This window comes from Halomonas sp. HAL1 (assembly GCF_030544485.1).
Lineage (GTDB): Bacteria > Pseudomonadota > Gammaproteobacteria > Pseudomonadales > Halomonadaceae > Vreelandella > Vreelandella arctica.
Map to the genome: position 1 here is coordinate 64,867 of NZ_CP130610.1, position 23,508 is coordinate 88,374.

Genomic DNA, 23,508 nt, shown 5'->3' on the forward strand with positions numbered 1-23,508 from the left:
ACTCACTCACTAACCAAGCCCGGTGAGACGCAGCATCAAACCGAGATAAAGCGGAATCAGCAGCGGCGCGAGCAGTGTGGTGACCAGCACGGCTAACGCGCCTTTTTGTGGCTGAATACCCAGCTCCATGGCCACCACCACTACGTTGGAAGCCATGGGTACCACGCCTATCAACAGCAGTGCCAAGGCCAGTTCCGTGGAAAGAGGTGCCACCCACTGTAGTATTAAAGCAGCTCCCAACATGACGAGCGGCCAGAGCAGATAGCGAAGGCCCAGACAGGTGGCTACAAAGCGTGAGTCCCAGGCGGCAAGCGTTACTTGGCTGAGCGTCATGCCAATGATCATCATGCCCAGTAGCGTATACGTAGCGGGGAAGACTTGTAGCGAACTCATTACCGCGGTGGGGATGGTTACTTCCAAAGCGCTAAGCATTAAGGCTAATAAAAAGGCGTAAATAAGCGGTAGACGTGAAATTTTGATCAAGCTCTCACGCACTGAAAAGCGCCCGCGCGCGCTAAGGTAAAAGCCTACGGTAAATTCGTAGATATTGATCCCCAGCATGCAGAACAGGTAAAGAGTGACGCCCTCGGGGGGCAGCAAGATTAGCGCGATCGGCAACCCGAAATAGCCGGTGTTGCCCGTCCCTGAGGAGAACGCCAGCAGGGCGGCTTCATGTTCACCAAAACGGTGGCGCGTAATGCGTTGTACCACCAGCGCCATGAGGCTCGCCAAAATGAACAGCGCTAATGTCAGCAGCAAATAGTCAGGTGTCGGGCCACCGTTCATCAATGCACGGAAAATGGTAAAGGGGGCAATCAGGTAAACCAATAGCGTGGCAATCGGGCGAGGATCCAGTTTAAGCCGTTGGGCGGCGAGCCAGCCTAACGCCACATAGCTCAGTAACATCAGTAGTGGCCCAACCAGGGCCGCAGGTGCAAGATCCATTTACCCTCCCGTAAAATATGTGGTGACTGACGAACATGAGCCGAATTAAAGGCCGAGCGTGAAATCTTTCATTAGCCCCAGCGCAATGGAACAGCGAGAATACCCCAAATATCATCACTATTGATCTAAAAAGGAAATCCCATGAGCAGCCACGAGCATCCGTTAGGCATCAGCTTTGAGTTCTTCCCGCCCAATACCGATGCTGGGCGCGACAAGCTGATCCACGTTCGTGATGAGCTGGCCGCCCGCAAACCGCGTTTTTTCTCGGTGACATACGGCGCCGGTGGGTCGACTCAGGCGCGTACCCGCGAGGTAGTGCGTGCGGTCGGCGAGAGTGGCATCACCACCGCGCCGCACCTTTCTTGTATTGGAAGTGAGAAAGCTCAGCTGCGCGACCTGCTGGCGCAGTACCGGGAAGAGGGCGTGGATAGCCTGGTAGCGCTGCGTGGTGACATGCCCTCCGGTATGGGAAGCATTGGTGAGCTACGTTATGCCAACGAATTGGTTGAGTTTATTCGCACGGAAACCGGTGACCATTTCGATATCGCCGTAGCCGCTTATCCTGAATCTCATCCACAGGCGCCTAATCTTGATAAGGATGTGGAAAACTTCGCGCGTAAAATGAAGGCGGGGGCCAACATGGCCATCACCCAGTACTTCTTCACCGCCGATGCCTATTTCAACTTCGTTGATAAAGCCCGCGCGCTGGGCGTTGAGCAGCCGATTATCCCCGGGATTATGCCGATTACCAACTACACCAAGCTGGCGCGTTTCTCTGACGCCTGTGGTGCCGAGATCCCGCGCTGGATTCGCAAGCAGTTGGAATCGTATGGTGATGACAGCGAAGCGATTGCCGCTTTTGGCACCGATGTGGTGAGCCGTCTTTGCCAACGGTTGCTGGATGGTGGTGCGCCAGGCCTGCACTTTTATACCCTTAACCAAGCCGCACCGGTGCTGAAGGTCGTCGACAACCTGACTGACTAAGCCCCTTTATTACTGGTTGGCGCTTAACTAAAAACCCCGCTCAACAACGTTGAGCGGGGTTTTTTTACGCTTCGTATTTAGCGGCTTAAACCACTCAGCCAGCTTGCGCTATTTTATTACCACCGCCGTGTAGCTTGCGCTGCATAACGAATAGCACGATACCAATCGCGAGGCCGAGGACGTCGGTATAGATACCGCCGTAGATCATAAACATCGCCCCCACCAGCATGACAACGCGCTGCCAAGCATTAACCGGTCCAAAGAACCACGCTTGTACCATGCCCGACAGCAGAACAATCCCCAGCGTTGCAGTCACCCCAACACGCAAGATCTGCATCGGCGAGCCTTCCATCAGCATGGCCGGGCTGTAGAAGAACATAAACGGCACAATGAACGCGGCCAAGCCAATCTTGAACGACGCCACTGACGTGCCCATGGGGTTGTCGCCAGAAATGCCGGCGGCTGCATAAGAGGCCAAGGCAACGGGCGGGGTGATCGCCGACACGACGGCAAAATAGAACACGAAGAAGTGCGCGATCAGTGGCTCAATACCGATATTGATTAGGCCTGGCGCAACGACGGACGCGGCCACCGCATAGGCGGCGGTGGTCGGCATGCCCATACCTAACAAAATGCTGATCAACATGGCGAATACTAGCGCCAGCAACTGGCTGACACCGGCGAGGCCAAGCAGCAGAGATGAGAAGCGCGCGCCGACACCCGTCAGCGAAATCACCCCGACGATTAAGCCTGCACAGGCGCACACGGCGATAATCTGAATCGACATGGTGCCCGCAATCTGCAGGGCTTTAAGGATTGCACGAAGGCCCATTTTATTGGGCGAAATCCAGCTCACAACGGCGGCTGAAGCGGTTGCCAGGGTGCCCGCTCGGATAACCGAGTAGCCCATGAACAGCGCGACAATCAGGATAATAATGGGCGCAAACAGGTAAACCTGTTTCACCAGCTTCGAGAACAGCGGGATCTCATCCTTGCGCATGCCACGCATGCCTTTACGGGCGGCTTCAAAGTCGACCATAAAGTAGATAGAGGCAAAATAGAGGATGGCAGGAATGATCGCCGCAATGGCAATTTCGGTATACGGAATACCGGTCACTTCAGCCATGATGAACGCGCCAGCACCCATGATTGGCGGCATGATCTGCCCACCGGTTGAAGCGGCGGCTTCGATGGCACCCGCACTACGCGCGGGATAACCGACTTTCTTCATCAAAGGAATGGTCAGGGAGCCGGTAGAAACCACGTTACCCGCCGATGTGCCGTTGATCATGCCCATCAGGCCAGAGGCGAAAATAGCCACTTTAGCGGGGCCACCGCGAGCACGACCCGCTGCGGCAAAGGCAAAGTTAACGAAGTAGTCGCCGACTTTCGAAGCTTGAAGAAATGCGGCAAAAATGATGAACAGAATAATATAGGTCGATGACACTGCCGTGGTGGGCCCGAGGATACCGGCATCGGTGTACACCTGGCTGAAGAAACGCTGCAGTGACAGGCCCGGATAGCCCAAAAAGCCCGGTAAATAAGGACCGGCGAAAACGTAGGTCAAAAAGACTGCGGAAATCACCACTAACGCTAAACCAGCTACTCGGCGAGTAAGTTCTAGAATCAGCAGAGAACCTGCGATGGCCGCCCAGGAAATACCTGACGGCGCAAACGACGTACCCGTCGACATACGGATATTGGTGTTATAAGCCACTAGCAAATAGCCTGCGCTCGCCATCGCGCAAACCATCAGCACCAAATCGGCAGGGTTGAAGCGGTGCCGAGCTTGACGGTAAAACCATGACAGCACAATCGCACCCGCCGTGGTCGCCATGAGCGGATAGCCGTAGTGCCAGTTTTCGACACTTGGGTCGATGCGCATGGCACTACCGCTGAGCGTTTGGTACATCACGAAAACTTGCGCCAAGGTATAGGCAGCGGGGATCAGTAGCGCATAGCTAACCCACTTAATCCAGGCGCCTGACGCCTGATGATCGTCCTCGGCAAAGCGGGCACCGGCAAATAGCCCGTAACCCAGAATAAGCGCACCGGCAATGTGTACGATACGAAACGACCAGGTTTCCATCGGATACACGTTGAGTGAAATCAGATGGAAACTTGAGTAAGCGATCGCTAATGCCGCAAATAGCAAGAATTGCCAGCCCGTAAACAGGCGGCGATTGGGTTCAACAACGTCGTCATCGACACCATCAGCAATAGACTCTGGTATCGCAGAAGCCGCGTGGGCATCATCCTTGAGGCCAGTGGGTTCTTGGTCGGTTTTGTGACTCATTAGAGTTCACCCTCACAGCAAAAGCAGACAAAGGGGGGGTAGCAGCGAAAGCTGCCCCGCCCGGCGAAACCGGAAACGGGGCAGTTAGAACGGTTTAAGGTTGCTTAGTTGATCATGTCATCAGCAATTTCATAGCCGTTCTCTTCATACCAGCGAGCAGCACCGGGGTGGAACGGCAGCACGGTGTTGTGCTTGATGTTTTCTGGAATGGTGGTTTCAGCACTACGGTGCACAGAGCGCATACGGTCGTTGTTTTCCATGGTGGCTTTGGTGACTTCATAAACGAAGTCTTCCGGCAGATCACAGCCAGCGATAGCGAAGTTCCACATGGAGACAGCGCGAGCATCTTCTTCAAGCGTTGTATAAGTGTTCGCCGGGATCATGAATTCAGCGACTGGGTAGTTTTCCAGTACCGTAGCTAACTCTTCTTCATTAAATTCGATGATGTTGACGTCAGTTTGTACTTCCAACTGACTAACTGCCGGGATCGGAATGCCCGCAGCGAAGGCAACAACGTCAAGTAGGCCATCCTGCAACTGACCGCCCAGGTCTGACCAGCCGCCGTTACGGCGCTCGAAGTCAACGCCCAAGGTTTCTAAAATGGCCGGGAAGTAAGTGTCAGACGTTGAGGCAGCCGGACCAAAACCGATACGTGCGCCATCCGGAATATCGGAGATTGACTCAATGCCGCTGTCAGCAAGCGCGGTAATGGAGAACGGCGTTTCGTACATGGGGAACATGGCGCATACATTGTCCATCTTCATACCAGGCGCCAGTGGGCTTTCGCCTTTAATGGCATCAGAAGCGGGACCCATGGTGGTTAAGCCAAATGCCATGTCGCCCGTGTGCACGAGTGCCAGGTTTTGAGTAGGGCCACCGGTGACTTCACCGCCACCCGATACACCCAGCTCATCAGCAATAAAGTTTGCCCAGCCTGAACCGTAAACGAAGTAAGTGCCGCCTTGGCTTGCGGTACCTACAGTGAAGTTGTCAGGCCAACCGGAACGGTCTGCTTGAGCTTGAGCACTGCTGGCAGCCGCCACAAGCAGGGCGCTGCTGGCGAGAAGAGTGAACGTTTTAGGCATTTGATTGCGCATGGCGAAAGTTCCTAGCTGTTATTGGGGTTATAGTCTGATGATTCCGAGTAATAGCGCTCATCGAACGGCATTAATCAGGCTATGCAGCAGTTATTACAGCGATAGTTGTGCCATCTTATATTTATTTATTTAAAATCAAATGCTTATAATTTTTTTATTCAACTTTGGTGGAAAGGGCTTTTCGCTATTGTGTCCGGTTGTTCGCACGGAAACGGCTTTTAAGTGTGCGGATAACCGCACACTTGCTGCGCTCTTCTGATACGACCAGTGCGAGAGGAGGGAATTAGCGGGAAGACTTGCCTGGATCCATAATGCGTACGGGTTGCACATCCTGCTGTTTCTGATCATCACGAACCTGGTTGACCCTAGTGGTCATCTCAGTAAGCGCATCTTCTTCGATGGGCAGTTGCTCAAAAAAATCGCAGCTGACGCACTCGCGATAACGGATGCCGTTTTGTTCCCAGGCGCGGATACGATCCATCGCCGCACAGCGCGGGCAGGTAACACCGGCGATAAAGCGTTTAACAGTCGACATTCAAAACTCCAAACGCGTGGCACCCAAGGTGCCACGCATGGGAAAGGGTTTAAAAAACTTAAGCAGCGCGAATGCCGCAGTGGCGCAGCAGCGGTTCGACGCTGGGTTCACGGCCACGAAAGGCAACAAACAGATCCGCCGCGTCTCGGGCGCCGCCCTGTTCGAGGATTTCACAACGAAAGCGCTGTCCTGTTTCAGGGTCGAAGATACCGGCCTCTTCAAAGGCGCTCCAGGCATCCGCCGAGAGCACTTCCGCCCATTTATAGCTGTAATAACCGGCAGCGTAGCCCCCGGCAAATACGTGACCAAAGCTATTCTGAAAGCGGTTGTACGTTACTTTCGGCAATACTGATACGGCATCGCGCACTTCATCTAACAAGTTTTGTACGTCGCTGGCGCTGGGAGCGCTCAACTCGTGGTGCAGTCGTAAATCAAACAGTGAGAACTCGATTTGACGCATCATGCCCATGGCGGATTGGAAATTCTTAGCCGCTTGCAGGCGCTCAAGCAGCTCGGCGGGCAGTGGTTCGCCGCTATCCACGTGCTTGGCGAGCAAGTCTAGCCCTTCGCGCTCCCAGCAGTAGTTTTCCATAAACTGGCTGGGCAGTTCGACGGCATCCCAGGCAACGCCATTAATGCCGGAAATATCGGCAATATCCTGTTTGGTCAGCATATGGTGAAGGCCGTGACCAAACTCATGGAACAGGGTGGTGACTTCATCATGGGTGAGCAGCGCAGGTCGACCGCCTACCGGGGCCGTGAAGTTGCAGGTTAAAAAGGCGACCGGCAATTGCAGGCCCTGCTCTGTTTGACGCCGCACGCGGCAATCAGCCATCCAAGCGCCGCCCCGCTTCCCTTCACGGGCGTATAGATCCAGATAAAAACCGGCAATCGGCTGGCCGTTTTCGGTGATGCGGAAATAGCGTACGTCAGGGTGGTAGCGAGGCGCTTCAGTATCTTCTTCAAAGCGCACGCCATAAAGACGCTCGACCACCTGAAACAAGCCATCGACCACCCGTGGCGCGGGAAAGTAAGGGCGCAGCTGTTCTTGAGAAATAGCATGGCGCGCTTCGCGCAATTTTTCACTGGCGTAGGCAACATCCCACGGTTCTAACGCCTCCAGGCCAAGTTCGTCACGGGCATAAGTACTTAGCTCGGCAAACTCTTCTTGCGCCTGGGGAAGCGCCCGACGGGCTAAATCGTTGAGAAAGTCGAGCACCTGTTCGGGGGACTCTGCCATTTTGGTGGCCAGTGAATAATCAGCGTAGGTTTCAAAGCCGAGTAGTTGGGCAATTTCGCTACGTAGCGCCAGTATCTCTTCCATGATCGCGGCATTATCAAACTTACCCGCGTCAGGGCCCTGGTCTGAGGCGCGGGTAACGAAGGCGGTATACACTTCGCGACGCAGCTCGCGGTTGTCAGCGTAGCTAACCACCGGGAAAAAACTGGGGAAATCCAGGGTAATACGGTAGCCCGCCACGCCTTTCGCTTCGGCAGTCGCTTTTAATGTTTCAAGGGCGCTTTCGGGTACACCTGCTAAGGCTTCTTGGCTGTCGATATCTTTATGCCATGCTTGAGTGGCATCCAGCACGTTATTCGAGAACTGGTTTGACAGCATGGAGAGCCGCGACTGAATCTCGCCGTAGCGGGCTTTTTTGTCTGCGGGAAGGTCGACACCGGCCAGACGAAAATCGCGCAGCGCATTCTCAACAGTACGCCGCTGTGCGGCATCCAGGGTTTCCCAGGCCGGGCCTTCTTTTAGCGCTTGCCAGCCATGAAACAGCCCTTCGTGTTGGCCAACCCAGGTGCCAAAAGCGGAGAGTTTTTCAAGGCATGCCTGATATGCTTCGCGCAATTCTGGAGAGTTCATGGTGCCGTTAAGGTGCGAGACCGGTGACCATGCTTTAGTCAGCCGGTCATTGACGGCTTCGAGTGGCACCGCAAAATTCTCCCAGCTTGGCGGGGCGGCGGCTGCCTGTTCGGCGAGGCGGTCAATGGCTTCGCGGCTCTCGCTAAGCAGCGTTTCCACAGCGGGCTCCACATGCTCGGCGCGAATCTCAGCAAAGGGGGGTAGCTCGTGCGTTTCAAGCAGCGGGTTGGTGGACATAGGCACCTCAGGTGGCAGCAATTTTAAAACCGTATAGGAAGCGCAAAACGCGCAATAATAATGACACAGTGCGGGCGGTGGGGCTGCGTTTCAATGTTCGCTTCAATAACTATAACAACGATGTTTAATATCCGGGTTTACGCTTAGGGTTTGGCCTGCACGCAAGCGCCTGCTAGTCTTGCCGCCTTTTATTGCCACCAATGGCAGGAGCATGTGATGAGCGAGACGCTGGAGCGCTGGGGGTCGAAGCGGGCCTTTATCTTGGCGGTAACAGGTGCTGCGGTGGGGTTAGGCAACATCTGGCGCTTCCCTTATGTGGCAGGGGAGAATGGTGGCGCGGCCTTTTTGCTGATTTACGTGGCGTTCGTGCTGCTGCTGGGGATTCCAGTAATGATGGCCGAGATCCTGATTGGCCGTGCCGGTCGGCGTGGGCCGATGCAGGCGCTGGGGGCCTTGGCGGCCGAGGCGGGGGCTTCCCCGCACTGGCGCTGGCTAGGGTTGTTCGGGGCGCTCACCGTGTTCTGCATTTTATCGTTCTACTCGGTGGTATCCGGCTGGTCGATTGAGTTTCTGGTGGCCTCTGTTAACGGCAACTTTAATGGCGCGAGTGCCGCTGAGATCGGTGCCAGCTTTGAATCTTTTTTAGCCAATCCGGGGCTGCTGATTTTTAATCACTCGCTGTTTCTATTTATGACCATGACCGTGGTAGCGGCGGGCGTTGCCAAGGGGCTGGAGCGGTTGAACAACCTGCTGATGCCGCTGTTGTATCTGTTGTTGCTGCTACTGGCGGGCTATGCCGCGACGACCGATGGTTTTGGTACGGCGCTGGCGTGGCTGTTCTTACCCTCTTTCGAGGCGCTGACACCATCGGTAGTGGTGCATGCCATGGGCCATGCCTTCTTCACGTTGGCGGTGGGGGCCTGTGCATTAATGGCCTATGGCGCTTATATGCCGGAAGAGCAAAGCTTACCCAAGGCGGCGGTTGCGGTCGCAGTACTCGATATCAGCGTGGCGTTACTGGCGGGGATCGCTATTTTCTCAGTGGTATTCGCTCAGGGTATGGACCCTGCCGACGGCCCGGGCTTGATGTTTGTGACGTTGCCTATCGCCTTTTCTGAGCTGCCATGGGGCTCGGTATGGCTAAGCGTGTTCTTTTTACTGCTGCTGTTGGCCACCTGGACATCGGCGATTAATCTGGCGGAGCCGATGGTCGCCACGCTGCAAGGGCTGGGGCTGCGTCGGAGTATTTCGACGGCGATCGTAGCGCTCAGCGTCTGGTTGATCGGGCTATTATCAGCCTTCTCCTTCTCCTCCCTGGCTGAGTTTCGGCCGCTGTTCGGGCGCAACGTCTTTGAGCTGGTTAGCAGTATACCGCCGGATGTTTTTCTGCCACTGGGTGGCCTGCTAATCGCGATTTTTGCGGCTTGGATCATGCCACGTGAAAGGGTGGTCAGCGCGTTAGGTGTTGGTGAGAGCGGCTACTTAGTGTGGCGTAATATCATCCGCTGGGTGTCGATTCCGCTGACCTTTATTGTTCTATTGGCCGGGTTGCTATAGTGGGTTGGTCAAGTTCTCTACGTTTTCCTTCCAACATTTCAGGAGCGAGTGATGAGCAGTGCGCTAAGAGGCTATCAAGGTATCGAACCCCAATTGGGTGAGCGTGTTTATATTGATCCGGCCAGCGTGGTCATTGGAGATGTGGTGCTGGGTGACGACTGCTCCGTGTGGCCAATGACGGTGATTCGTGGCGATATGCACCGTATTCGTATCGGCGCACGAACGAGCGTGCAGGATGGCAGCGTGCTGCATATTACCCACGCCAGTGACTTCAGCCCCGACGGCTTTCCGCTCACCATTGGGGACGACGTGACGATCGGCCATAAAGCGATTCTGCATGGCTGCACGCTGGGCAGCCGGATACTGGTAGGGATGGGCGCGATTGTGATGGATGGCGCGGTCGTCGAGGACGAGGTCATTATCGCCGCGGGTGCTGTCGTCACGCCGGGTAAACATTTGGAAAGTGGTTATGTGTATGCTGGTAATCCGGCCAAAGCGATGCGGCCGCTGAAAGATAAAGAGCGCGCTTTCTTCCCCTATACCGCCGGTAACTACGTCAAATTAAAAGACCGTTTCTTGGCAGAAGCGTCTCTTTAATCATTTTTCTTAGGGAAGCCTAAGCAGTTGCTCAGCCAACCTTTTTTTCTAAATAAGTCATGTCGCGGCCGCAAGAAATCTGTTAATTTATACAGTTTTCTGTTTTGCAGACTCTGGGATGCCGCGTCATGGCTAATTTTCGCACGCATATTACGGTAGCAGCGGCGGGCGGCATGCTAGTAGCTTACGCAGGCTGGAAAGGCCAATGGTGGCCGCCTTCCCAGGCGGTGGTGATGATTGCGTTGGTCACGTTTGGTGGCATTCTGCCCGATATTGATGCCGACCGTTCTCACTCTATCCGTTTGATATTTAACCTACTTTCAGTGCCTGCCTTGGTGCTGGGGGCACTGTTGCTCCAGCCCTGGCTAACGCCTGGTGCGCTGTTGGTTGCCTGTGGTGGGATCTACTTCTGTGTTCGCTATTTGGCGGGCGTACTATTTTCGCGACTGACCGTTCACCGCGGTATTTGGCACTCTCTGCTGGCAGGTGGGCTATGTAGCCTACTGGCCGCCGCGTTTAGTTTTAACTTACTCGGCCAGCCAGCGTGGTTGGCCTGGTCCCACGGGGCTGCCACGTTGGTCGGTTTTTTGATTCATCTGAGTTTGGATGAAATATATAGCGTTGACCTGGAGGGTGCCCGGCTAAAGCGTTCGTTTGGAACGGCGCTGAAGTTAGGCGATAGCCGTCGGCCGATGTCCAATCTGTTGATGCTGATTGCGACGTTTACGCTAATCCCCTGGGTGCCGCCCTGGTCGGTATTGGGTGAATTGCTGCATCAAGGCTCGCTGCTGTGGCGGTAGTCGTCGGCGTTGAGTCCGTGCTTTTTAAGTTTGTCGTAAAAGGTTTTGCGCGGAATGCCTAAGTGGCGACACACGTCGGTTACCCGGCCGTGGTAGCGCGCCAATGATTGGCTGATCAGGCTCTTTTCAAACAGCTCTACCTGGCGCGGCAGAGTGAGCTCTTCGGTATCGGCGTTGACCCCTTCCAGCAGCGCGTCCAGGCGGTAATCAAAAGCAGCACCCAGCAGCACATAACGCTCAGCAAGGTTACGCAGCTCACGTACATTGCCGGGCCAGTCGTGGGCCAGCAGGGCGGCAATGGCGGGGCTGTCTAGGGTTGGCGCTTCCAACCCGCTGCGGTTGGCAGCCACCACGGCAAAGTGTTGAAACAGTAAAGGAATATCTTCGCGCCGCTCACGCAGCGCGGGCAGCGGCAGGGTAACCACGTTCAGCCGGTAGTATAGATCTTCGCGAAAATTTCCCTCTTCAGAGGCGGTTTTGAGATCGACTTTGGTGGCCGCAATCACGCGGATATTAAGCGGAACGGTTTCATTGGCGCCTAGCCGCTCGACGCTGCGCTCTTGCAGTACCCGCAGCAGTTTGACCTGCAGCGCCATGGGCATCGATTCAATTTCATCTAAAAATACCGTGCCGCCATTAGCGTGTTCAAACTTGCCGATGCGCCGTTCTACGGCGCCAGTAAAGGCGCCTTTTTCATGACCAAACAGCTCTGACTCAATGGTGTTTTCAGGCACCGCACCGCAGTTAATGGCCATAAACGGACTGTTACGCCGGGCGCTGCGCTCGTGAATGGCACGGGCGACCAGGTCTTTGCCGGTGCCTGTCTCGCCAAACAGCAATACATCGGCTTCCACTTGGCTGATGCGCTGAATCATCGAGGCCAGCCGTGAAATGATCGGTGTGCGCCCTACCAACCGCGGCCCTAATGCGGCCTGTTGCACCTCTAGTTCCGCTTTTAGGCGATGGTTTTCCAAACTGAGCTGGCGCTTTTCAATACCACGACGTACCACATCCAGCAGTTGATCACCGGCAAAGGGCTTCTCGAGAAAATCCCAGGCGCCTGCGCGCATCGCTTCTACCGCGGTAGAAATATCGCCGTGGCCGGTGATTAAAATAATCGGCAGGGTGGCATCGCGGCTGTGTAGCTCATGCAGTAACGCCATGCCATCCATCCCCGGCATGCGGATATCACTAACAATCACGCCGGGGAAGTCCGGCGTTAATGCCGCCAGCGCTTGTTCTGCCGATTCAAAGCAGTAGGGCGTGTAGCCCGCAAGTTCGAGGGTTTGGCTGGCGGTGATCCGCAGATGCGGTTCGTCGTCGATCACCATGACCGGCAGCGTCGACGGCTCATGCATAGTGAGTGCGCTCCTGGGGGTGCGTAAATGTTGAGTGGGACAGGGTAATGGTGAAGCAGGCGCCCCCTTCGGGTTGGTTAGCAGCCTGCAGCTTGCCGCCTAGATCGTCCATGATACGTGAAGAGATTGAAAGCCCCAGACCCAAACCACTCCCTGGCGCCTTGGTGGTAAAAAAGGGTTCAAAAATATGCCCTAAATGCTCCTCGGGAATGCCAGGGCCGTTATCGGTAACGCTGATAACGACCTGCTGCTGGTGGGTATGCGCCCCTAAGATCAGTTGTGGGGTTGGCACGCCTTTCATAGCCTGCAGTGCATTGCCGATTAAGTTAACCAGCACCTGTTCCAGCCGCACCAGGTCGCCTTTTACCCACAGCGTTTCATCGGGCCAATCCTGAATAATGCTGATATTGCCTTCGCGCAGGCGGCTCTGAAACAGGCGTAAGGCGTAGTCGATACAAGCTTGTACCGATATCGTCTCCTGACGTTCGCTGCTTTTGCGCGAAAACTGCCGCAGCTGGGCGCTGATATCCGCCATGCGTTCGGTTAGCTCGACAATTTGTTCCAGGTTGGCATCCGCCTTGTCGTGGCGGGCTAATGCGATAAAGCGACGGGCGTTTTCTGCGTAGGCGCGAATAGCCGCCAGCGGTTGATTGAGTTCATGGTTGATGCCCGCGGCGAGTTGCCCTAATACCGCCAGTTTGGCGGCTTGAATAAGCTCATCCTGGGTTTGACGCAAGTTGGCTTCAGCGCGGCGACGTTCTTCAATTTCATCGGAAAGGCGCTGATTACTGGCCACCAGGTCACGAGTGCGGCGTTCAACGCTGACTTCTAGTTCGTCACGCACGCGGGCCAAAGTGTTGCGCTCGCGTTGGGCAAATGCTTCCCGCTCACGACGCAGCCTTAGACGCTGCCAGCCAATGCCCACACCAAGCGTTACCACACCATAAAGGCCGCCTGCCATGAGGGCGGCAATCCATTGGGCACTAATCACTGGTGTTAGCGGCTTTAAAATATGCATTTGCCAGCCAAACTCAGGAATATGCCGGGTCAGGCTAAGGTAGTCGCCGTTACTTAGCGGGCCCTGGGAGAAACTGACCAGCTGACTGCCCTGGCGGTAAGGCGCATCGACTTCTATACCCGAAGGCGACAGCGGCTCCATGGCGTAGCGGCGAGTGTCGTGCAGTGTTTGGCGCTGTTCATCGCTGAGCGGGTAAAGTGCGTTCATGCGCAGCTCTGGGTGGCTGGCCATGAAAATGATGTTGTCGCTATCGGTCACAAACAGCTCGGCATCCTGTTCCGCCCAGCTCTCTTCAACGTCATCTAGCAGGACTTTAACCACTAACACCCCGTCTGGCTGTGAATCTGGCGAGGTGTCGTCTAGCCACACGGGCGAAGAAAAGTAGTAGCCCCGCTCAAGAGACTTGATCCCCAAACCAAAAAAACGGCCCTGGCCGCCTGCAATGGCATCGGTGTAGTAGGAGCGAAATGCATAGTTCTGGCCGATAAAGGTATTGGGGCGGTGCCAATTGCTGGCGGCGATCGTGTCGCCATCGCGGTTGAGCAGATAGACGTCCGACACGCCTGCTGTGAAGCGGAAACGATCCAGTAGCATATTCAATGGCATTGGGTCTTGGCTGTCGGGAGAGGCCAGAAAGCGCTGCACGCCTTCCCGGGTAGCAAGCATTTGCGGCAGGTAGTCGTAGCGCAGCAAATAGCCGTTCAAGTTGGCGGCAGACAGTCGCAGCTCGTTTTCAGCATCGTCCTGCAGGTTGGAAAGCGCTTGCTCACGCGCTAGGTGAGCAGCCTGCCAAACACATAACAGCAAGCCGAGCGAAATGACCAGTAGCCACAGGCGCCGCCAACGTAGTGGTAAAGGAGCCGGGGCTTGATTGGTCATGGCAGCGCTGTTCATGCCGGTGTCTTGCTATTGCCTTGGGCGCGGCGAAGGGCGCGCTGGGCGCGTGTCTCTGCCCGAGCCATTTCCAACAATCCTTCTTCGACAAACACTAGATGTTCGTGGGCGCGAGTGCGGGCATCTTCTGCGCGCCCTTCTAAAATGGCATTGAGTAGAGCGCGGTGCTGTTGCATTAATTGGCTGCGTGAACCTTCCTTGGCAAACAAGTGGGCGAGATTATTAACAATGCTTTTCTCCAGCAGATGAAAAATGCCGCGAATGGTATGTAGCAGCAAAACATTATGGGCAGCCTCGGCAATCGCAAGGTGGAACGCTGCATCCAGTTTCGCTTCTTGAATAGGGTCGGCACCGGCGAAGCCGCCGTCGAGCTCTTCAAAACGCTGGATCAGAACGGCCTTATCCGCGGGTGTTGAACGCAGTGCAGCGTAATAAGCGGATATCCCTTCCATGGCATCACGGAATTCGAGTAAATCCAGGTTGAACTCGTCGTGGCGGGAAAGCATTTCCAGCAATGGGTCGGTATAACCATTGCTGAGGTCGTCGTTAACAAAAGTGCCGCCGCCTTGGCGGCTGGTCAGTAAACCGCGAGCCGCTAGTTTTTGGATTGCTTCACGTAAAGAAGGGCGCGAGACGCCGAAGCGTTCGGCCAATTCACGCTCAGGAGGCAGACGTTGCCCTGGTTTTAGGCTGCCTTCCAACATCATGGCTTCTAGGCGCTCAGTAATTACATCGGCCAAGCGCTGCTGGCGGAGCGGTGGGTAGCTCATGTTGGTTGGCTCCTTTAATTGGTAAGACCAATATTAAGGGCTTTGAAGCCTTAGCTCAAGAGTCTCTAGGGCAGGGGGTGGTGTTGTCAGGCCCATGAATAGCGGCTTTAAACTAAAGTATAGCGCAGTGGGGTGCTATAAAGCGGCATCATCGTTTGACACGCTTAAGGCGCCTCACTAATGTTGGCGTTACTTTTTTGTCAATTGGTAAAACCAATTCTAACAATTGAGCGTCGATGTAAAACGCATACACTGCATAGGGCTCGCCATGATCATTTCAGCATCCACGGATTACCGACAAGCGGCCAAGCGCCGTATCCCGCCCTTTTTGTTTCATTACGCGGACGGCGGGTCTTATACCGAACATACGCTGCGGCATAATGTCGAGGATCTTGCCGGTATCGCGTTACGTCAGCGCGTGCTGAAGGATATGTCTTCATTGTCACTGGAGACCGAGCTGTTCGGTGAGAAACTTGCCATGCCGATTGCTTTGGCGCCGGTGGGGTTGGCAGGCATGTATGCAAGGCGTGGTGAAGTGCAGGCGGCGCGGGCAGCCACTAATAAAGGTATACCCTTTACGCTGTCGACAGTATCGGTGTGTCCAATCGATGAAGTAGCCTCGGCAGTCGATCGGCCTATCTGGTTTCAGCTCTATGTGCTGAAAGACCGTGGCTTTATGAAGCATGCATTGGAGAAAGCTAAGGCCGCTGGCGTCAAAACGCTGGTTTTTACCGTCGATATGCCGGTGCCTGGGGCGCGTTATCGCGATGCGCACTCTGGTATGAGCGGCAAGTATGGGCCAATCCGGCGAATGGCTCAGGCCGCAATGCATCCTTTCTGGGCTTGGGATGTGGGCGTTCATGGCCGCCCCCATGATCTGGGTAACGTATCTGATTATCGCGGTAAGCCAACGGAGCTTGAAGATTATATTGCCTGGCTTGGTGACAACTTCGATCCGGCTATCTCCTGGAAAGACCTGGAGTGGATTCGGGAGTTCTGGGATGGCCCTATGATCATCAAGGGCATACTTGATCCCGAAGACGCTCGTGAGGCGGTTCGCTTTGGCGCGGATGGCATTGTTGTTTCTAATCATGGTGGACGCCAGCTTGATGGGGTACTTTCTACCGCGCGTGCTTTGCCTGCTATCGCCGATGCGGTTAAAGGTGACATAGCGATACTGGCTGATTCTGGTATACGCAGCGGACTTGATGTCGTGCGGATGATTGCTATGGGTGCTGACACGGTATTGCTTGGGCGTGCCTACATCTATGCTCTTGCCACTGCCGGCGAGGCTGGCGTTACCCATTTGCTTGAGTTATTCGAAAAGGAAATGCGGGTAGCAATGACACTCACCGGGGCCCATAGCATCGCCGACCTCGGGTCTGATTCTTTGGTTCCAACTTCGCTCCGCGATGTCTATTAAGCGTCGCTTGCGCCTTACTACTATCAATATTAAAAAAGCTCTTGCCAACGCGTCCGCGAAACCGTAGAGTACGCATCCGCTGCCGGGGACGCCAAGCGTTACCAGCGGTGTATAAGGTGTAAAAGCCTTGGTTTGCCAGGAAGTTAGCGCAAGTTTCATCGCTCGCTTCACCCGCTAAACACAGCGGTTGACAACCACCAGGAAATGCGTAAAATACGCCTTCCTCGCTGCGGCAAGCCAGTTCAACGGTTCGCCAGTCAAACACAGCGAAATCGCTCTTTAACAATTTGATCAGGTAATTCATGTGGGCGCTTGCTGATGTTGGTGGCAAATCACCAAATATCAAGGCAAGCGACTCAAGCAATAAGGTTTTTCGAAACCTGTTTTGAATGAATTCGTTTGAACCTTGAGCCAAGTTTGATCCGCTTTTGCTGCCTTCGGCTAGTTCGTAGGTCAGCGAGTAAGGATCACAATGATTGTAAACTGAAGAGTTTGATCATGGCTCAGATTGAACGCTGGCGGCAGGCCTAACACATGCAAGTCGAGCGGTAACAGATCTAGCTTGCTAGATGCTGACGAGCGGCGGACGGGTGAGTAATGCATAGGAATCTGCCCGATAGTGGGGGATAACCTGGGGAAACCCAGGCTAATACCGCATACGTCCTACGGGAGAAAGGGGGCTTCGGCTCCCGCTATTGGATGAGCCTATGTCGGATTAGCTAGTTGGTAAGGTAATGGCTTACCAAGGCGACGATCCGTAGCTGGTCTGAGAGGATGATCAGCCACATCGGGACTGAGACACGGCCCGAACTCCTACGGGAGGCAGCAGTGGGGAATATTGGACAATGGGGGCAACCCTGATCCAGCCATGCCGCGTGTGTGAAGAAGGCCCTCGGGTTGTAAAGCACTTTCAGCGAGGAAGAACGCCTGTCGGTTAATACCCGGCAGGAAAGACATCACTCGCAGAAGAAGCACCGGCTAACTCCGTGCCAGCAGCCGCGGTAATACGGAGGGTGCAAGCGTTAATCGGAATTACTGGGCGTAAAGCGCGCGTAGGTGGCTTGATAAGCCGGTTGTGAAAGCCCCGGGCTCAACCTGGGAACGGCATCCGGAACTGTCAGGCTAGAGTGCAGGAGAGGAAGGTAGAATTCCCGGTGTAGCGGTGAAATGCGTAGAGATCGGGAGGAATACCAGTGGCGAAGGCGGCCTTCTGGACTGACACTGACACTGAGGTGCGAAAGCGTGGGTAGCAAACAGGATTAGATACCCTGGTAGTCCACGCCGTAAACGATGTCGACCAGCCGTTGGGTGCCTAGAGCACTTTGTGGCGAAGTTAACGCGATAAGTCGACCGCCTGGGGAGTACGGCCGCAAGGTTAAAACTCAAATGAATTGACGGGGGCCCGCACAAGCGGTGGAGCATGTGGTTTAATTCGATGCAACGCGAAGAACCTTACCTACCCTTGACATCTACAGAAGCCGGAAGAGATTCTGGTGTGCCTTCGGGAACTGTAAGACAGGTGCTGCATGGCTGTCGTCAGCTCGTGTTGTGAAATGTTGGGTTAAGTCCCGTAACGAGCGCAACCCTTGTCCTTATTTGCCAGCGAGTAATGTCGGGAACTCTAAGGAGACTGCCGGTGACAAACCGGAGGAAGGTGGGGACGACGTCAAGTCATCATGGCCCTTACGGGTAGGGCTACACACGTGCTACAATGGCCGGTACAAAGGGCTGCGAGCTCGCGAGAGTCAGCGAATCCCTTAAAGCCGGTCTCAGTCCGGATCGGAGTCTGCAACTCGACTCCGTGAAGTCGGAATCGCTAGTAATCGTGAATCAGAATGTCACGGTGAATACGTTCCCGGGCCTTGTACACACCGCCCGTCACACCATGGGAGTGGACTGCACCAGAAGTGGTTAGCCTAACGCAAGAGGGCGATCACCACGGTGTGGTTCATGACTGGGGTGAAGTCGTAACAAGGTAGCCGTAGGGGAACCTGCGGCTGGATCACCTCCTTAAACGATGCGTCACGCGTCAGTAAGCGTCCACAATGAATTACCTGATCAGAATGCTGTTGATACGCAGTGATAAGTGACTCTTTTTTCACGTTAAAAAGAAAAAATAGCTTTTGAATTTTAAAGGTCTTTTCTTTTTTTAATAGGAAAGAACGCTTATCACTGCTTATAGCAGTCGCTCTTTAACAATGTATATCATGCTGACAAGAACACTTCGCAAGAAGTGGTCTTAAATTGTGATACGCGTCAGCGTATCCGGCAAAATGAAACGTGATCATTGCGAGATACCAGACTCCTTCGGGTTATAGGGTCAAGCAATGAAGCGCACACGGTGGATGCCTAGGCAGCCAGAGGCGATGAAAGACGTGGTAGCCTGCGATAAGGCTCGGTGAGGTGGCAACAACCTGTGACCCGGGCATTTCTGAATGGGGAAACCCACCGATCATAAGATCGGTATCGTGCACTGAATACATAGGTGTACGAGGCGAACCAGGGGAACTGAAACATCTAAGTACCCTGAGGAAAAGAAATCAACCGAGATTCCCCTAGTAGCGGCGAGCGAACGGGGACCAGCCCTTAAGCATGTGACTGATTAGGCGAATGCGTTGGGAAGCGCGGCCGTAGCGGGTGATAGCCCCGTAGTCGAAAATCTGATCATGTGAAATCGAGTAGGTCGGGGCACGAGAAACCTTGACTGAAGACGGGGGGACCATCCTCCAAGGCTAAATACTCCTGGCTGACCGATAGTGAACCAGTACCGTGAGGGAAAGGCGAAAAGAACCCCGGAGAGGGGAGTGAAATAGATCCTGAAACCGTGTGCGTACAAGCAGTAGGAGCAGACTTGTTCTGTGACTGCGTACCTTTTGTATAATGGGTCAGCGACTTATATTCAGTGGCGAGGTTAACCGTATAGGGGAGCCGTAGGGAAACCGAGTCTTAACTGGGCGACACAGTCGCTGGATATAGACCCGAAACCGAGCGATCTATCCATGAGCAGGGTGAAGGTTGAGTAACATCAACTGGAGGCCCGAACCAGGATCTGTTGAAAAAGATTTGGATGACTTGTGGATCGGAGTGAAAGGCTAATCAAGCTCGGAGATAGCTGGTTCTCCTCGAAAGCTATTTAGGTAGCGCCTCATGTAGTACCGCCGGGGGTAGAGCACTGTTTCGGCTAGGGGGTCATCCCGACTTACCAACCCGAGGCAAACTCCGAATACCGGTGAGTAACGCGTGGGAGACACACGGCGGGTGCTAACGTCCGTCGTGAAAAGGGAAACAACCCAGACCGTCAGCTAAGGTCCCGAAATCCTGGTTAAGTGGGAAACGATGTGGGAAGGCTCAGACAGCTAGGAGGTTGGCTTAGAAGCAGCCATCCTTTAAAGAAAGCGTAATAGCTCACTAGTCGAGTCGGCCTGCGCGGAAGATGTAACGGGGCTAAACCAGGTACCGAAGCTACGGGTTCATCCTTTGGATGAGCGGTAGAGGAGCGTCGTGTACGCCAATGAAGGTGGATTGAGAAGTCTGCTGGAGGTATCACGAGTGCGAATGCTGACATGAGTAACGATAAAGGGAGTGAAAAACTCCCTCGCCGGAAGACCAAGGGTTTCTGTTCGACGCTAATCGGAGCAGAGTGAGTCGGCCCCTAAGGCGAGGCCGAAAGGCGTAGTCGATGGGAAACGGGTCAATATTCCCGTACCGGACATGGTTGCGATGGGGGGACGAAGAAGGCTAGGTGAGCCAGGCGTTGGTTGTCCTGGTGAAAGTGAGTAGGCTGAGGGTTTAGGTAAATCCGGACCCTTTTCAGGCCGAGACACGAAACGAACTGACCACGGTCAGGAAGTCACTGATGCCACGCTTCCAGGAAAAGCCTCTAAGCTTCAGATCATGTGCGACCGTACCCCAAACCGACACAGGTGGTCAGGGAGAGAATCCCAAGGCGCTTGAGAGAACTCGGGTGAAGGAACTAGGCAAAATGGTGCCGTAACTTCGGGAGAAGGCACGCCGGCGTAGGGTGATGAGACTTGCTCTCTAAGCCCGAACCGGTCGAAGATACCAGGTGGCTGCAACTGTTTATTAAAAACACAGCACTCTGCTAACGCGCAAGCGGACGTATAGGGTGTGACGCCTGCCCGGTGCCGGAAGGTTAAATGATGGTGTTAGCCGCAAGGCGAAGCTCTTGATTGAAGCCCCGGTAAACGGCGGCCGTAACTATAACGGTCCTAAGGTAGCGAAATTCCTTGTCGGGTAAGTTCCGACCTGCACGAATGGCGTAATGATGGCCACGCTGTCTCCACCCGAGACTCAGTGAAATTGAAATCGCCGTGAAGATGCGGTGTACCCGCGGCTAGACGGAAAGACCCCGTGAACCTTTACTATAGCTTCACACTGGACGCTGATGTTGCCTGTGTAGGATAGCTGGGAGGCTTTGAACTTTGGACGCCAGTTCGAAGGGAGCCAACCTTGAAATACCAGCCTGGCATCATTGGCGTTCTCACTCAGGTCCGTTATCCGGATCGAGGACAGTGTGTGGTGGGTAGTTTGACTGGGGCGGTCTCCTCCTAAAGAGTAACGGAGGAGCACGAAGGTACCCTCAGCACGGTCGGACATCGTGCATTGAGTGCAAGAGCATAAGGGTGCTTGACTGCGAGACAGACACGTCGAGCAGGTGCGAAAGCAGGTTCTAGTGATCCGGTGGTTCTGTATGGAAGGGCCATCGCTCAACGGATAAAAGGTACTCCGGGGATAACAGGCTGATACCGCCCAAGAGTTCACATCGACGGCGGTGTTTGGCACCTCGATGTCGGCTCATCACATCCTGGGGCTGAAGTCGGTCCCAAGGGTATGGCTGTTCGCCATTTAAAGTGGTACGCGAGCTGGGTTTAGAACGTCGTGAGACAGTTCGGTCCCTATCTGCCGTGGGCGTTGGATGTTTGAGAAGGGCTGCTCCTAGTACGAGAGGACCGGAGTGGACGACCCTCTGGTGTTCCGGTTGTCACGCCAGTGGCATTGCCGGGTAGCTATGGTCGGACGGGATAACCGCTGAAAGCATCTAAGCGGGAAGCCCCCTTCAAGATGAGACATCCCTGAGGCCTAGAGCCTCCTGAAGGGCCCAGCGAGACCAGCTGGTTGATAGGCACGGTGTGGAAGCGCTGCAAGGCGTTGAGCTAACGTGTACTAATGGCCCGTGAGGCTTGACCCTATAACACCCAAGGGGTCTGGTCGCGATGATGACGTAACATTAAAAAAACCGGATACGCAGCGTGTGGCCTAGCTCAAGAAGAGCCCAGGCGGCACGATGAGACGCACACAGTTTAGCAACCGCTAGTCAGCATGATGTACATTACCCGTTACGCCTGACGACCATAGCACGCGTGAACCACCTGATCCCTTGCCGAACTCAGCAGTGAAACCGCTTAGCGCCGATGGTAGTGTGGGGTCTCCCCATGCGAGAGTAGGTCATCGTCAGGCACTTATACCGCAGAAAACCCAGCCACCCGGCTGGGTTTTTTGTGTGTGTGGAAGAAAAGCACCCCACACTTACCACTCAATAGGTTGGCCATTCCAGTCCCAAAAGGTACCGCTATCCTCGGGCGTTCTCTGGGAGATGACGGCTAGTAATTGCTCTGCTACAAATGTTGGCGTGAATAACTTCTCGTTAGGCACTCTTGCTTGAAATGGCTTGGAGAGAACCGTGTCGGTGGTGCCTGGATGTAGACAGAGCACGGTGGACTGCTTATTAAGTCGCTTGAGCTCAATGGATGCTGTTTTAAGGAGCATGTTATGCGCTGCTTTACTGGCTCGATAGCTGTACCAGCCGCCTAGCTGATTATCCTCGATTGAACCAACCCGCGCAGAAAGACTGGCGATCACTGTAGGGTGTGTCCCTTTGAAAGAGTCTTTCAGTGCCGCCAGTAGCAAGATAGGCGTAAAGGCGTTGATATTCATTGTCTGCGTTAGGTTTTCAACACTAAGCTGATCTAGTCGCTTTTCAGGAACCAGTTGTTTGGCTTCATCATGAAGTATGCCAATGGCATTAAAGAAGAAGTGAACAGGCCGGGCAGCCAATGCATTTTGAAGTGCCTGCCTATCCTGTTCTTGAGAAACATCAAGCATCAGGTGAGTAAGGCGTGGGTGGTCAATTTGTGATGGTTTACGGCTTACCGTAATAATGTGGCCGACCTGGGAGGAAGAGAGTAGCTGTTGAATGATGGCAGCGCCTATTCCTCCCGATGCGCCAACCACCAGCGCTGTATAATGATGAGGCAGTAAGTTGAACATAGAGGCCTTTGCTATCATGCAAGTAAAGGCTTTCATTGAAGCGCTATCTAGAAAGCTTGTCGAGAGATTAGATTATTAGCCGAGGACTTTTTATTTTCCTGAGTTTCTTCTCCAGGCTTGATTGGCAATGCTCAATATTTTGGGGCTGCGGGTTTCTTTTTACCCCTTAAGGCATATGTTTACCCCGTTACTGAAAGATGATGTGCTGCCAGATAGAGAATATTAGTGCGTAGTATATTCGGCGCCTTCACATTCAGCCAGCATCCGGTTAATCGCCGCATCGGCGCCTTGCAGGCTAAACGTCATATACCAGGGCTCGCGCTCCTCCTGGTCAAAGCCGAGAAAAAGCTGCTCGCCCTGTCGCATGTCGGCCATCAGCGCCGCCAAGTCGCTTAAGTAAAAGTGGGCATAAAAACCGTCGTCGCCGCGTTCGGTAATAAATTCCGCCATGGTATCAATCACGGGCTGCTCATCAATGCGTAGCCTGGCGGGCACAAGGTTGACCGCACGACTCTCACCTTGCTGTTGCTCTAGCGTCACCCGCATCTCCAGCCAGGGTAAATCGCAAACGCCTGCGGTGGCGTTCAGGCTTAGGGTGGCATCAGAATAGCTGTGAGTTTCTATCGCCCGGTAGTGTCGTTCACCCCCCAATGACAGTGTCATCGACTGCCAGTGTTCGTGGGTGGCCACGTCGTCGGTATTAAATGTTGCTGCGCTAGCCATGGGCGTTGCAACCATCAATGAGATGACCATTGCCGCCGTAACGAACATAGGGGCTAACATTGACGCGTGAAAACGCAAGGCGAGCGTCGCCGTGATGATGTGAGCCATGTAACCAA

At 54.4% G+C, this 23,508-nt stretch carries 15 protein-coding genes and 3 rRNA genes; 8 read left to right on the forward strand and 10 right to left on the reverse strand.

Annotated features, from left to right (window positions below):
* Nucleotides 1-9 precede the first annotated feature (9 nt).
* The gene (locus Q3Y66_RS00295) at nucleotides 10-945 is read right to left on the reverse strand and encodes an AEC family transporter (protein WP_008959644.1); all 936 of its coding nucleotides are present in this window, start codon (nucleotides 943-945) and stop codon (nucleotides 10-12) included.
* 141 nt (nucleotides 946-1,086) lie between these two features.
* On the opposite strand from Q3Y66_RS00295, the gene metF reads away from it, so the two are divergent.
* Entirely contained in the window at nucleotides 1,087-1,929 is an 843-nt protein-coding gene (metF, locus tag Q3Y66_RS00300) for a methylenetetrahydrofolate reductase [NAD(P)H] (protein ID WP_008959643.1), read from the forward strand.
* A 94-nt stretch (nucleotides 1,930-2,023) separates the two neighbouring features.
* Here metF and Q3Y66_RS00305 read toward each other — a convergent pair whose 3' ends face one another.
* The 4 genes from Q3Y66_RS00305 to prlC all read right to left on the reverse strand — a co-directional run bounded on the left by Q3Y66_RS00305 (nucleotide 2,024) and on the right by prlC (nucleotide 7,964).
* Complete coding sequence (locus tag Q3Y66_RS00305; protein ID WP_008959642.1) at nucleotides 2,024-4,225, reverse strand: TRAP transporter fused permease subunit; 2,202 nt, start codon at nucleotides 4,223-4,225, stop codon at nucleotides 2,024-2,026.
* A 104-nt stretch (nucleotides 4,226-4,329) separates the two neighbouring features.
* Nucleotides 4,330-5,322: a TAXI family TRAP transporter solute-binding subunit gene (locus tag Q3Y66_RS00310; protein WP_008959641.1), complete on the reverse strand. Its 993-nt coding sequence runs from the start codon at nucleotides 5,320-5,322 to the stop codon at nucleotides 4,330-4,332.
* A gap of 283 nt (nucleotides 5,323-5,605) precedes the next feature.
* The gene (locus Q3Y66_RS00315) at nucleotides 5,606-5,857 is read right to left on the reverse strand and encodes a YheV family putative zinc ribbon protein (RefSeq protein WP_008959640.1); all 252 of its coding nucleotides are present in this window, start codon (nucleotides 5,855-5,857) and stop codon (nucleotides 5,606-5,608) included.
* A 58-nt stretch (nucleotides 5,858-5,915) separates the two neighbouring features.
* Nucleotides 5,916-7,964: an oligopeptidase A gene (gene prlC / locus Q3Y66_RS00320; RefSeq protein ID WP_008959639.1), complete on the reverse strand. Its 2,049-nt coding sequence runs from the start codon at nucleotides 7,962-7,964 to the stop codon at nucleotides 5,916-5,918.
* Nucleotides 7,965-8,180: 216 nt separating this feature from the next.
* Between prlC and Q3Y66_RS00325 the strand changes: the two genes are divergently transcribed.
* The 3 genes from Q3Y66_RS00325 (at nucleotide 8,181) to Q3Y66_RS00335 (ending at nucleotide 10,918) form a co-directional block, all read left to right on the forward strand.
* Entirely contained in the window at nucleotides 8,181-9,521 is a 1,341-nt protein-coding gene (locus Q3Y66_RS00325) for a sodium-dependent transporter (protein WP_008959638.1), read from the forward strand.
* A gap of 51 nt (nucleotides 9,522-9,572) precedes the next feature.
* Nucleotides 9,573-10,118: a gamma carbonic anhydrase family protein gene (locus Q3Y66_RS00330; RefSeq protein WP_008959637.1), complete on the forward strand. Its 546-nt coding sequence runs from the start codon at nucleotides 9,573-9,575 to the stop codon at nucleotides 10,116-10,118.
* A 128-nt stretch (nucleotides 10,119-10,246) separates the two neighbouring features.
* Nucleotides 10,247-10,918 (forward strand): metal-dependent hydrolase, encoded by a 672-nt coding sequence (locus tag Q3Y66_RS00335; RefSeq protein ID WP_008959636.1) that lies wholly within the window; start codon nucleotides 10,247-10,249, stop codon nucleotides 10,916-10,918.
* Here the strand turns inward: Q3Y66_RS00335 and Q3Y66_RS00340 are convergent.
* From Q3Y66_RS00340 to Q3Y66_RS00350, 3 genes are read right to left on the reverse strand one after another with little or no spacing between them, the layout of a single operon-like run.
* Nucleotides 10,894-12,276 carry a sigma-54 dependent transcriptional regulator gene (locus Q3Y66_RS00340; RefSeq protein WP_008959635.1) on the reverse strand — a complete coding sequence of 461 codons (1,383 nt, stop codon included), beginning with the start codon at nucleotides 12,274-12,276 and terminating at the stop codon, nucleotides 10,894-10,896. The two genes, Q3Y66_RS00335 and Q3Y66_RS00340, sit on opposite strands and share 25 nt — an antisense overlap.
* Nucleotides 12,269-14,188, reverse strand: a complete 1,920-nt coding sequence (locus Q3Y66_RS00345) for an ATP-binding protein (protein ID WP_008959634.1) — start codon at nucleotides 14,186-14,188, stop codon at nucleotides 12,269-12,271. The genes Q3Y66_RS00340 and Q3Y66_RS00345 overlap by 8 nt, the downstream gene beginning before the upstream one ends.
* On the reverse strand, nucleotides 14,185-14,958 hold the full coding sequence (locus tag Q3Y66_RS00350) for a GntR family transcriptional regulator (protein ID WP_008959633.1): 774 nt from the start codon (nucleotides 14,956-14,958) through the stop codon (nucleotides 14,185-14,187). Before Q3Y66_RS00350 ends, Q3Y66_RS00345 begins: the two co-directional genes overlap by 4 nt.
* Before the next feature lie 268 nt (nucleotides 14,959-15,226).
* On the opposite strand from Q3Y66_RS00350, the gene lldD reads away from it, so the two are divergent.
* The 4 genes from lldD to rrf all read left to right on the forward strand — a co-directional run bounded on the left by lldD (nucleotide 15,227) and on the right by rrf (nucleotide 21,859).
* The gene (lldD, locus tag Q3Y66_RS00355; protein ID WP_008959632.1) at nucleotides 15,227-16,381 is read left to right on the forward strand and encodes an FMN-dependent L-lactate dehydrogenase LldD; all 1,155 of its coding nucleotides are present in this window, start codon (nucleotides 15,227-15,229) and stop codon (nucleotides 16,379-16,381) included.
* A 480-nt stretch (nucleotides 16,382-16,861) separates the two neighbouring features.
* A 16S ribosomal RNA gene (locus tag Q3Y66_RS00360) occupies nucleotides 16,862-18,394 on the forward strand.
* A 305-nt stretch (nucleotides 18,395-18,699) separates the two neighbouring features.
* A 23S ribosomal RNA gene (locus tag Q3Y66_RS00365) occupies nucleotides 18,700-21,590 on the forward strand.
* A gap of 153 nt (nucleotides 21,591-21,743) precedes the next feature.
* A 5S ribosomal RNA gene (rrf, locus tag Q3Y66_RS00370) occupies nucleotides 21,744-21,859 on the forward strand.
* Together the 16S, 23S and 5S rRNA genes form the textbook arrangement of a ribosomal RNA operon.
* A gap of 69 nt (nucleotides 21,860-21,928) precedes the next feature.
* On the opposite strand, the gene Q3Y66_RS00375 is transcribed toward rrf, so the two are convergent.
* Both Q3Y66_RS00375 and Q3Y66_RS00380 read right to left on the reverse strand, forming a co-directional pair.
* Complete coding sequence (locus Q3Y66_RS00375; RefSeq protein WP_008959215.1) at nucleotides 21,929-22,669, reverse strand: SDR family NAD(P)-dependent oxidoreductase; 741 nt, start codon at nucleotides 22,667-22,669, stop codon at nucleotides 21,929-21,931.
* Between the two features lie 222 nt (nucleotides 22,670-22,891).
* Nucleotides 22,892-23,500, reverse strand: a complete 609-nt coding sequence (locus Q3Y66_RS00380; RefSeq protein WP_008959214.1) for a hypothetical protein — start codon at nucleotides 23,498-23,500, stop codon at nucleotides 22,892-22,894.
* Nucleotides 23,501-23,508 lie beyond the last annotated feature (8 nt).

Coding starts and splice junctions, on each gene's coding strand:
- Q3Y66_RS00310 (WP_008959641.1), bottom strand. CDS start 5,322: ATGCGCAATCAAATGCCTAAAACGTTCACTCTTCTCGCCAGCAGCGCC.
- Q3Y66_RS00340 (WP_008959635.1), bottom strand. CDS start 12,276: ATGCATGAGCCGTCGACGCTGCCGGTCATGGTGATCGACGACGAACCG.
- lldD (WP_008959632.1), top strand. CDS start 15,227: ATGATCATTTCAGCATCCACGGATTACCGACAAGCGGCCAAGCGCCGT.
- Q3Y66_RS00375 (WP_008959215.1), bottom strand. CDS start 22,669: ATGTTCAACTTACTGCCTCATCATTATACAGCGCTGGTGGTTGGCGCA.
- Q3Y66_RS00305 (WP_008959642.1), bottom strand. CDS start 4,225: ATGAGTCACAAAACCGACCAAGAACCCACTGGCCTCAAGGATGATGCC.
- Q3Y66_RS00380 (WP_008959214.1), bottom strand. CDS start 23,500: ATGGCTCACATCATCACGGCGACGCTCGCCTTGCGTTTTCACGCGTCA.
- Q3Y66_RS00345 (WP_008959634.1), bottom strand. CDS start 14,188: ATGAACAGCGCTGCCATGACCAATCAAGCCCCGGCTCCTTTACCACTA.
- Q3Y66_RS00350 (WP_008959633.1), bottom strand. CDS start 14,958: ATGAGCTACCCACCGCTCCGCCAGCAGCGCTTGGCCGATGTAATTACT.
- Q3Y66_RS00325 (WP_008959638.1), top strand. CDS start 8,181: ATGAGCGAGACGCTGGAGCGCTGGGGGTCGAAGCGGGCCTTTATCTTG.
- Q3Y66_RS00335 (WP_008959636.1), top strand. CDS start 10,247: ATGGCTAATTTTCGCACGCATATTACGGTAGCAGCGGCGGGCGGCATG.
- metF (WP_008959643.1), top strand. CDS start 1,087: ATGAGCAGCCACGAGCATCCGTTAGGCATCAGCTTTGAGTTCTTCCCG.
- Q3Y66_RS00315 (WP_008959640.1), bottom strand. CDS start 5,857: ATGTCGACTGTTAAACGCTTTATCGCCGGTGTTACCTGCCCGCGCTGT.
- Q3Y66_RS00295 (WP_008959644.1), bottom strand. CDS start 945: ATGGATCTTGCACCTGCGGCCCTGGTTGGGCCACTACTGATGTTACTG.
- Q3Y66_RS00330 (WP_008959637.1), top strand. CDS start 9,573: ATGAGCAGTGCGCTAAGAGGCTATCAAGGTATCGAACCCCAATTGGGT.
- prlC (WP_008959639.1), bottom strand. CDS start 7,964: ATGTCCACCAACCCGCTGCTTGAAACGCACGAGCTACCCCCCTTTGCT.